Below are 7,971 nucleotides of genomic sequence, written 5' to 3'. Positions count from 1 at the left end.
GACGGCCGGACGGCCGGACGGCCGGACGGCCGGACGGCCGGACGGCCGGACGGCCGGACGGCCGGACGGCCGGACGGCCGGACGGCCGGACGGCCGGACGGCCGCCCCCCGCTACAGCTTCTGGACCGGCGCGTAGCGCAGCAGGAGCCGCTTCGGCTTGGCGTCCCCGAAGTCGATGGTGGCCTGGGCGTCCGCGCCGGCTCCCCTGACCTCCATGACGGTGCCCAGCCCGAACTGGTCGTGCGTGACCCGGTCCCCGACGGCCAGCGCGATCACCGGCTTGTCGGCGGCGCGCCGCGTGGCGAACCCGGACGGGCCCGACTTCGTACGCGACGAGGACAGGAACGCCTCGGGCGAGGTCCCGAACGAGGACCTGCCGCCGGACGACGACGAGGACGACCCGTACCCGGAGCCGCGCACCGGTCCCGCCGGCTTCTGCGAGGCACCCGTCCGCTTCCACTGGAGGTACTCGGCCGGGATCTCCTCCAGGAACCGCGAGGGCGGGTTGTACGAGGGGGTGCCCCAGGCGCTGCGCATGCCGGAGCGGGTCAGGTACAGCCGCTCGCGGGCGCGCGTGATGCCGACGTAGGCGAGGCGGCGCTCCTCCTCCAGCTCCTTGGTCTGCCCGAGCGCGCGCATGTGCGGGAAGACCCCGTCCTCCATGCCCGTCAGGAAGACCACCGGGAACTCCAGGCCCTTGGCGGTGTGCAGGGTCATCAGTGTGATGACGCCACTGCCGTCCTCGTCCTCGTCGGGGATCTGGTCGGAGTCGGCGACGAGCGCGACCTGCTCCAGGAACTCGGCCAGGGTGCCGGGGTTGGACTCGTCGCGGGCCTGTTCGAACTCCAGGGCCACGGCGGCGAGTTCCTGGAGGTTCTCGATGCGCGTCTCGTCCTGCGGGTCGGTCGACGCCTGGAGTTCGGCGAGGTACCCCGTGCGCTCCAGGACCGCCTCCAGAACCACGGCCGGGCCGGCGCCGGAGTCGACGATGGTCCGGAGCTCCTCCATCAGCACGTTGAACCGCTTGACGGCGTTGGTGGAGCGGGCGGCCATGCCGAAGGCCTCGTCCACGCGGCGCAGGGCCTGCGGGAAGGTGATCTTCTCGCGCAGCGCGAGCGCGTCGATCATCGCCTCGGCCCGCTCGCCGATGCCGCGCTTGGGCACGTTCAGGATGCGCCGGAGCGGGACGTTGTCCTCGGGGTTCGCCAGGACGCGCAGGTAGGCCAGGACGTCCCGGACCTCCTTGCGCTCGTAGAACCGGACGCCGCCGACGACCTTGTAGGGCAGTCCGACGCGGATGAAGATCTCCTCGAACACGCGCGACTGCGCGTTGGTCCGGTAGAAGATCGCCACGTCGCCGGCCTTGGCGTCGCCGGCGTCGGTGAGCCGGTCGATCTCGTCGGCGACGAACTGGGCCTCGTCGTGCTCGGTGTCCGCGACGTAGCCGGTGATCACCGCGCCGGAGCCGGCCTGGGTCCACAGGTTCTTCGCGCGGCGGTTCTCGTTGCGCTCGATGACGGCGTTGGCCGCGGACAGGATCGTCTGCGTGGAGCGGTAGTTCTGCTCCAGCAGGATCGTGGTCGCGTCCTTGTAGTCCTCCTCGAACTGGAGGATGTTGCGGATCGTCGCGCCGCGGAAGGCGTAGATCGACTGGTCGGCGTCGCCCACCACGCACAGTTCGGCGGGCGGCAGGTCCGGGTAGCCGGGGCCGACGAGCTCGCGCACGAGGGTGTACTGGGCGTGGTTGGTGTCCTGGTACTCGTCGACCAGCACGTGGCGGAAGCGGCGCCGGTAGTGCTCGGCCACGTCCGGGAAGGCCTGCAGCAGGTGGACGGTGGTCATGATGATGTCGTCGAAGTCGAGGGCGTTGGCCTCGCGCAGCCGGCCCTGGTACATCGCGTAGGCCTGGGCCAGGGTCTTCTCGAAGCCGTCGGCGGCCTGCGCCGCGAAGGCGTCCTCGTCGATCAGTTCGTTCTTGAGGTTCGAGATCTTGGCGTTGAAGGACTTCGGCGGGAACTTCTTCGGGTCCAGGTCCAGGTCGCGGCAGACGAGCGCCATCAGGCGCTTCGAGTCGGCCGCGTCGTAGATCGAGAACGAGGAGGTGAAGCCGAGCCGCTTCGACTCGCGGCGCAGGATCCGTACGCAGGCGCTGTGGAAGGTCGAGACCCACATGGCGTTGGCGCGCGGGCCGACGAGTCCCTCGACGCGCTCCTTCATCTCGCCGGCGGCCTTGTTGGTGAAGGTGATCGCCAGGATCTGGCCGGGGTGGACGTTCCGCGCGGACAGCAGGTGGCCGATGCGGTGGGTCAGCACCCTGGTCTTGCCGGAACCGGCGCCGGCCACGATCAGCAGCGGCGAGCCCGCGTGCACCACGGCGGCGGCCTGCTGCTCGTTGAGCCCGTCCAGGAGAGTCGCCGGGTCGATGACGGGCCGGGGGGCACCGTCCCGGTAGTACGCGTCCCCGCTCAGGGGCACGTCGAACCGGCCCCCGAAGAGATCGTCCGCGCCCGGCTCCGGGGCGGGGTGGTCCTCGGGCGGGGGCGGCACCTCGTCGGAGGGGGTGAGGTCCGCCAGGAAACTGTCGTCAAAGAGGCTGCTCATCGCCTTCCGAGTTTAGAGGCCGGGACCGACAGCCGGTCCCGCCCCCGGAAAATCGGTCGGAATCCGCACGGGAGCGCGAGGGCCCCGGCTGAACCGGAGTGCGCCCGTCCCGGGCTCGATCACGGCTCCGCCACCGCCTCGGGCGGCATCGGCCGGCCCGCCCGCAGCACGACGTCCAGCAGCCCGGGGAAGCGCGCGTCGAGGTCCGTGCGGCGCAGGGCGAGCAGGTGCTTGCGGCCGCGCGGGTGCTGGAGGATCACGCCGCTCTCGCGCAGCGCCCTGATGTGGTGGGTGACGCTGGAGCGCGGCAGGTCGGGGACCACGTCCCCGCAGCAGGACTCCTCGCCGGCCGCCAGCCTGCGGACGATCTCCAGCCGGGCGGGGTGGCCCAGCGCCGCGAGGACCGCGGCCAGCTCGATCCGGTCGGCGGCGGGATGGGTCGGCTCGGCGGCGGGAGCGGGCGTCATGAGGCCACCCTACGCAGGTCCCGTACGGCCCCCGGCCGTCGCCCGAACACCGCCGTCGGGGGCTCCGGGGCCGCCCCGTACGCTCGTCGGCATGACTGTCCTCACCAACGCTTTCGTCGGCCTGCACATCATCGGCATCGCCTCCCTCCTCGGCGGTTTCCTCACCCAGATGAAGGCCATGGGCGCCGGCACCGCCCGTTTCGTGCCCGCGATGCTGCACGGCGCGCTCACCATGCTCATAACCGGCGTCCTGTTGGTGGGCTTCCGCGAGATGGGTGACGGCGCCCCCCTCGACCACGTCAAGATCGGCGTGAAGCTCGCGGTCCTCTTCGTGATCCTGGCGATCGTCTACGTCAAGCGCGACGAGGAGCGAGCGGAGAAGGGCCTCTTCGCGGCGGTCGGCGGACTGACCGTCGCCAACATCTTTATCGCCGTCCTCTGGCACTGACCCGCCCCTTCCCGGTCATCCGCGGTCGGAGACGGCCAGTTCGGAGCAACTCGTCATCGCCCCGTTACCTCGGGGTTTAGCGTCCTCCCCCAAGACCGACGGAAGGACGTGAGGCCCCCGTGGCCAGTCATCGAAAGCCCCGGCAGCGCCCGCTCTCCGGCGGCACCGTACGGACCGCCGCCACCCTCGCCCTCGCGGGCGCTGCCACCGCCACCGCCTTCGAAGGCACCTCGCACGCCGACCCCCAGCCCACCCCCGCCCAGGTCAAGGCGGAGGTCGACCGGCTCTACGGGGACGCAGAGGCGGCGACGGAGCGGTACAACGGGGCGAAGGTGAAGGCCGACGAGGCCGAGCGCGCGCTGACCGGCCTGCGCGACGAGGCCGCCCGCAAGGAGGAGCGGCTCAACACCGCCCGCCGCTCGCTCGGCGCGGTGGCCGCGACCCAGTACCGCAGCGGCGGCCTCGGCCCGGCCCTGCAGCTGGCCATGGCCACCGACCCGCAGGACTACCTGGAGCGGGCCTCCCTCCTGACCCGCGCCGGCGACCGCACCGCCGCCGACGTGGCCTCCGTACGGCGCGGCCTCGACGAGGTCGGGCAGCTGCGCGAGAAGGCCGCCGGGCAGCTCGCGGACCTGCGGGCCCGGCGGGACGAGCTGGCCGGGCAGAAGGCCGCCATCGAGGGCGGGCTCGCCACCGCGCAGCGCCTCCTGGCCCGGCTCACCGCCGAGGAACGGGCCGCCTACGAAGCCCGGTCCGGGGGCGGCGCCCTCGCACCTGCGGGCGTCCCCGGCGCCCGGACCCCCGCCCCGGCGGCCCCCTCCGACGGCTCCCGCGCCGCGCGGGCGGTGGCCTTCGCGTACGCGGCGATCGGCAAGCCGTACGTGTGGGGCGCGACCGGACCGGGCTCCTACGACTGCTCGGGCCTGACCCAGGCGGCCTGGAAGTCGGCCGGGGTCTCCCTGCCCCGGACCACCTACACCCAGATCAACGCCGGGCAGCGCGTCACCCGGGACGGGCTCGCCCCCGGGGACCTGGTCTTCTTCTACTCCGGGGTCACCCACGTCGGCATGTACGTCGGCAACGGCCAGATGATCCACGCCCCGCGCCCCGGCTCGACGGTCCGCCTCGCGCCGGTGGACTCGATGCCGTGGGCCGGCGCCTCCCGCCCGGCGTAGCGGCCCCGGCGTAGCGGCCCCGGCTCCGCCTCCGGCTACGGCGCCTTGACCGTCTTGCTCAACCAGTCGAAGGTCTGCGGGATCTGCTTCGACCAGGACTCCAGGTTGTGGCCGCCGGTCACCTTCTCCGCGTGGACCGCGGTCGGGCTCTTCGCCAGCCCCTTGAGGTCCATGCCGGACAGGTAGCCGTCCTGGTCCGCCCCCGACATCCACAGCGAGACCGCCGGCGGGGTGGGGGCGGCCTGGAGGAGGTTCTTCAGGTTGTGGGTGCGGCGCAGCTCGGGATCCTTCGCGACCAGCGATGAGGGCTCCTGGCCGGGGTCGTTGTACCCGGAGAGGGACACGGCCGCGCTGTAGCGGTCGGGATGCAGCACCGCCAGCTTGGCCGCGCAGTACGCGCCGGCCGAGTACCCGGCCACGCCCCAGGTGCGGGCCTCGTCCGAGGCCCGGAAGTTGTCGGTGACCATCTTGCGGACGTCGACGCTGAACCAGCTGTCGGCGTTGACCTTGCCGGGAAGGTTGGCGCAGCCGGTGTCGGCGTTGCCCAGCAGCATGGCGCGCGGGGAGACGAGGATGAAGGGCTGCACCTTGCCCTGCTTCATCAACGGCTCCAGCACCTCGTGCGCCTTGAGCCCCTGGAACCAGGACTTGCCCGTGCCGGGGATGCCGGGGATGAGCTCGACCACCGGGAACTTCTTGTCCTTGTAGGCCGGTTCGTCGTACTGCGGGGGCAGCCACACCATGACGTCGCCCTTGACCCCGGAGATCCCGCCGTCCAGTTCGGTCTTCTGCACGCGCCCGCCGAGGCCCTCGACCGGCTCGAACTTCTGCCGCACCTTCGGCTCGGCCTTGACCTCCTCGGCCTTCTTGCCGCCGAGGCCGTCGGCGCCGAGGTCGGGGGCGGCGGTGACGTACTTCCCGGTGCCGAACAGGTCGCCCCAGCTGGCGTAGAAGTTCATGTCGCGGTTGATGGCGACGAACACCAGGGCCACGGCCGTGGTCTGGGCGAAGACCACCATCGTGCCGCGCACGGCGAGGCGTGCCACGGCGGGGCCGCGCACCTTGCTCCACACGGCCAGCGGCAGGACGACGGCTATCACGGTCAGGGCGACCACCGCCGCGAAGAGGGGGGTCCCCGTCAGGCTCATCACGCCACCCAAGAGTCCGCCGCGCGCCCCGGCGGTTGCCCCCGGCCCCTGCGGTGTGGATCACATCGCGGGGGCCGGGCGGGCGGGCTCACACCAGGCGGCGGGCGGTGGCCCAGCGGGTCAGCTCGTGCCGGTTGGAGAGCTGGAGCTTGCGGAGCACCGCGGAGACGTGCGACTCGACGGTCTTGACCGAGATGAACAGCTGCTTGGCGATCTCCTTGTACGCGTACCCGCGCGCGATCAGCCGCAGCACCTCGCGCTCGCGCTGGGTGAGCCGGTCCAGGTCCTCGTCGACCGGCGGCGCGTCCGTGGAGGCGAAGGCGTCGAGCACGAAGCCGGCCAGCCGGGGCGAGAACACGGCGTCGCCGTCCTGGACCCGGTAGACGGAGTGCACCAGGTCGGCGCCGGTGATGGTCTTGGTGACGTAGCCGCGGGCACCGCCGCGGATGACGCCGATGACGTCCTCGGCGGCGTCGGACACCGACAGGGCCAGGAAGCGCACCGGGTTCTCGGCCGCCGTCATCAGCGGGGCGCAGCGCCGCAGCACCTCGACCCCGCCGCCACCGGGCAGGTGCACGTCGAGGAGCACCACCTCGGGGCGGGTGGCGGTGATGACGGTGACGGCCTGGTCCACGTCGGCCGCCTCGCCGACGACCTCCACCCCGGTCCGGGCGGTCTCCCCGATCTCCGCCTGGACCCCGGCGCGGAACATCCGGTGGTCGTCGACGAGCACGACCCGCACCCGCCTGGTCTCGGTCCCGCTCACAGCGCTGTCCTCGGTGGTCATGCCGCCCTCTCCATCTCCAGCTCGACTTCCGTGCCGCCGTCGGGCGCGGACCGCAGCCGGGCGGTCCCGCCGTTGCGCTGCATCCGGCCGATGATCGATTCTCGTACGCCCATGCGGTCGTCCGGTACCGCGTCGATGTCGAATCCCGGACCGCGGTCCCGTACGGACACGAACACCGTGCGGCCCTCGACCTCCGCGTACACCTGCACCGGGCCCCCGTCGCCACCGTACTTGGCGGCGTTGACCATCGCCTCGCGCGCGGCCTGGACCTGGGCGCCGAGCCTGTCGTCGAGCGGGCAGTCCCCGACGACGACGACCTCGATGGGGACGCCGTGGTGGTCCTCGACCTCGGCGGCCGCCTTCTTCACGGCATCCGCGAGGGTGGCCGGTTCCTCGGCCTCGTCCTTGCCGGTGCCCTCGGGCTTGTAGAGCCAGTTGCGCAGCTCCCGTTCCTGGGCGCGGGCGAGGCGGCGGACCTCGCCGACGTCCTCGGCGTTGCGCTGGATCAGGGTGAGGGTGTGCAGCACCGAGTCGTGGACGTGGGCGGCGACCTCGGCGCGCTCCTGGGCGCGGATGCGCATCAGGCGTTCCTCGGAGAGGTCCTGGGTCATCCGGATCAGCCAGGGGCCGGCGAGCAGGGCGACGCCGACGAGGACGGCGAGGGTGGCGGTGAGGACGTTGCCGAGCTGGGCCGCGGAGCCCCGTACGACGATGAACACGGTCAGGCCCATGCCGACGAGGACCACTCCGGCCAGCGCGCGGGCGCCCTGGAGCAGGCGCGCGTTGCGTCCGGCGGCGGCGCTCCAGTGGGCGCGGCGGGCGTTGTCGGCCTGCCGCCAGACGAGGACCACGCCGGCCCCGACGAGCAGCGTCGGCCAGATGTAGCGGCCGTTGGCGCCGCCGACGCTGAGCTGGGAGAAGAAGATGCCCGCGCCGACGGCCAGCGCGACCAGTCCGGACACCGCCCCCTTGTCGGGCTTGCGCAGGCGCCGGGTGCCGTCGGGCAGGACCTCGAAGAAGGAGTGGTGTCCGGTGCTGCCGCCCACACCGAGCGGGACGAACACCCAGAACGCCGCGTACAGCAGCACCCCCAGCCCGTCCCCGAACATGAACATGCCGAGGAAGGCGAGCCGGACCCAGATCACCGGCAGCCCGAGGTGGCCGGCGAGGCCACGGGCGACGCCGCCGAGCATCCGGCCGTCGGCGCTGCGGTAGAGCTTGCGCTGGGGGACTTCCTCGCTGTCGGGCGCGTGCGGGGGTCTGGGTGCGGCGGCTACGGGCATGACACCAAGGGTCACACGCGCGGGCGGGACGCGGCATCAGGGCGGTCCCCCAGTTCCTCCGG

7 protein-coding genes are annotated in these 7,971 nt (G+C 72.6%); 2 read left to right on the top strand and 5 right to left on the bottom strand.

Annotation, left to right across the window (positions count from 1 at the left end; genetic code table 11):
• Positions 1 to 111: 111 nt before the first annotated feature.
• Together pcrA and ACZ5D2_RS21820 are read right to left on the bottom strand one after the other, a co-directional pair.
• A complete protein-coding gene (pcrA, locus tag ACZ5D2_RS21825; RefSeq protein ID WP_371677067.1) occupies positions 112 to 2,601 on the bottom strand; it encodes a DNA helicase PcrA in 2,490 nt (829 codons plus the stop codon).
• Positions 2,602 to 2,720: 119 nt separating this feature from the next.
• Complete coding sequence (locus ACZ5D2_RS21820; protein ID WP_371677068.1) at positions 2,721 to 3,068, bottom strand: ArsR/SmtB family transcription factor; 348 nt, start codon at positions 3,066 to 3,068, stop codon at positions 2,721 to 2,723.
• 91 nt (positions 3,069 to 3,159) lie between these two features.
• Between ACZ5D2_RS21820 and ACZ5D2_RS21815 the strand changes: the two genes are divergently transcribed.
• Together ACZ5D2_RS21815 and ACZ5D2_RS21810 are read left to right on the top strand one after the other, a co-directional pair.
• On the top strand, positions 3,160 to 3,516 hold the full coding sequence (locus ACZ5D2_RS21815; protein ID WP_371677069.1) for a hypothetical protein: 357 nt from the start codon (positions 3,160 to 3,162) through the stop codon (positions 3,514 to 3,516).
• Between the two features lie 119 nt (positions 3,517 to 3,635).
• Positions 3,636 to 4,691: a C40 family peptidase gene (locus ACZ5D2_RS21810; RefSeq protein WP_468931205.1), complete on the top strand. Its 1,056-nt coding sequence runs from the start codon at positions 3,636 to 3,638 to the stop codon at positions 4,689 to 4,691.
• A gap of 35 nt (positions 4,692 to 4,726) precedes the next feature.
• On the opposite strand, the gene ACZ5D2_RS21805 is transcribed toward ACZ5D2_RS21810, so the two are convergent.
• The 3 genes from ACZ5D2_RS21805 to ACZ5D2_RS21795 all read right to left on the bottom strand — a co-directional run bounded on the left by ACZ5D2_RS21805 (position 4,727) and on the right by ACZ5D2_RS21795 (position 7,909).
• Positions 4,727 to 5,839 (bottom strand): alpha/beta hydrolase, encoded by a 1,113-nt coding sequence (locus tag ACZ5D2_RS21805; protein ID WP_371677071.1) that lies wholly within the window; start codon positions 5,837 to 5,839, stop codon positions 4,727 to 4,729.
• 88 nt (positions 5,840 to 5,927) lie between these two features.
• Positions 5,928 to 6,626, bottom strand: coding sequence for a LuxR C-terminal-related transcriptional regulator (locus ACZ5D2_RS21800; protein WP_371677072.1), 699 nt, complete (start codon positions 6,624 to 6,626; stop codon positions 5,928 to 5,930).
• Positions 6,623 to 7,909 (bottom strand): PspC domain-containing protein, encoded by a 1,287-nt coding sequence (locus ACZ5D2_RS21795; protein WP_371677073.1) that lies wholly within the window; start codon positions 7,907 to 7,909, stop codon positions 6,623 to 6,625. Before ACZ5D2_RS21795 ends, ACZ5D2_RS21800 begins: the two co-directional genes overlap by 4 nt.
• Positions 7,910 to 7,971: the final 62 nt, after the last annotated feature.

It is taken from the genome of Streptomyces sp. NPDC031479 (assembly GCF_055581065.1).
The sequence above is the reverse complement of the archived record's forward strand: the minus strand, read 5'-3'. Positions and strand labels throughout refer to the sequence as shown.

Coding starts and splice junctions, on each gene's coding strand:
- pcrA (WP_371677067.1), bottom strand. CDS start 2,601: ATGAGCAGCCTCTTTGACGACAGTTTCCTGGCGGACCTCACCCCCTCC.
- ACZ5D2_RS21820 (WP_371677068.1), bottom strand. CDS start 3,068: ATGACGCCCGCTCCCGCCGCCGAGCCGACCCATCCCGCCGCCGACCGG.
- ACZ5D2_RS21815 (WP_371677069.1), top strand. CDS start 3,160: ATGACTGTCCTCACCAACGCTTTCGTCGGCCTGCACATCATCGGCATC.
- ACZ5D2_RS21805 (WP_371677071.1), bottom strand. CDS start 5,839: ATGAGCCTGACGGGGACCCCCCTCTTCGCGGCGGTGGTCGCCCTGACC.
- ACZ5D2_RS21800 (WP_371677072.1), bottom strand. CDS start 6,626: ATGACCACCGAGGACAGCGCTGTGAGCGGGACCGAGACCAGGCGGGTG.
- ACZ5D2_RS21795 (WP_371677073.1), bottom strand. CDS start 7,909: ATGCCCGTAGCCGCCGCACCCAGACCCCCGCACGCGCCCGACAGCGAG.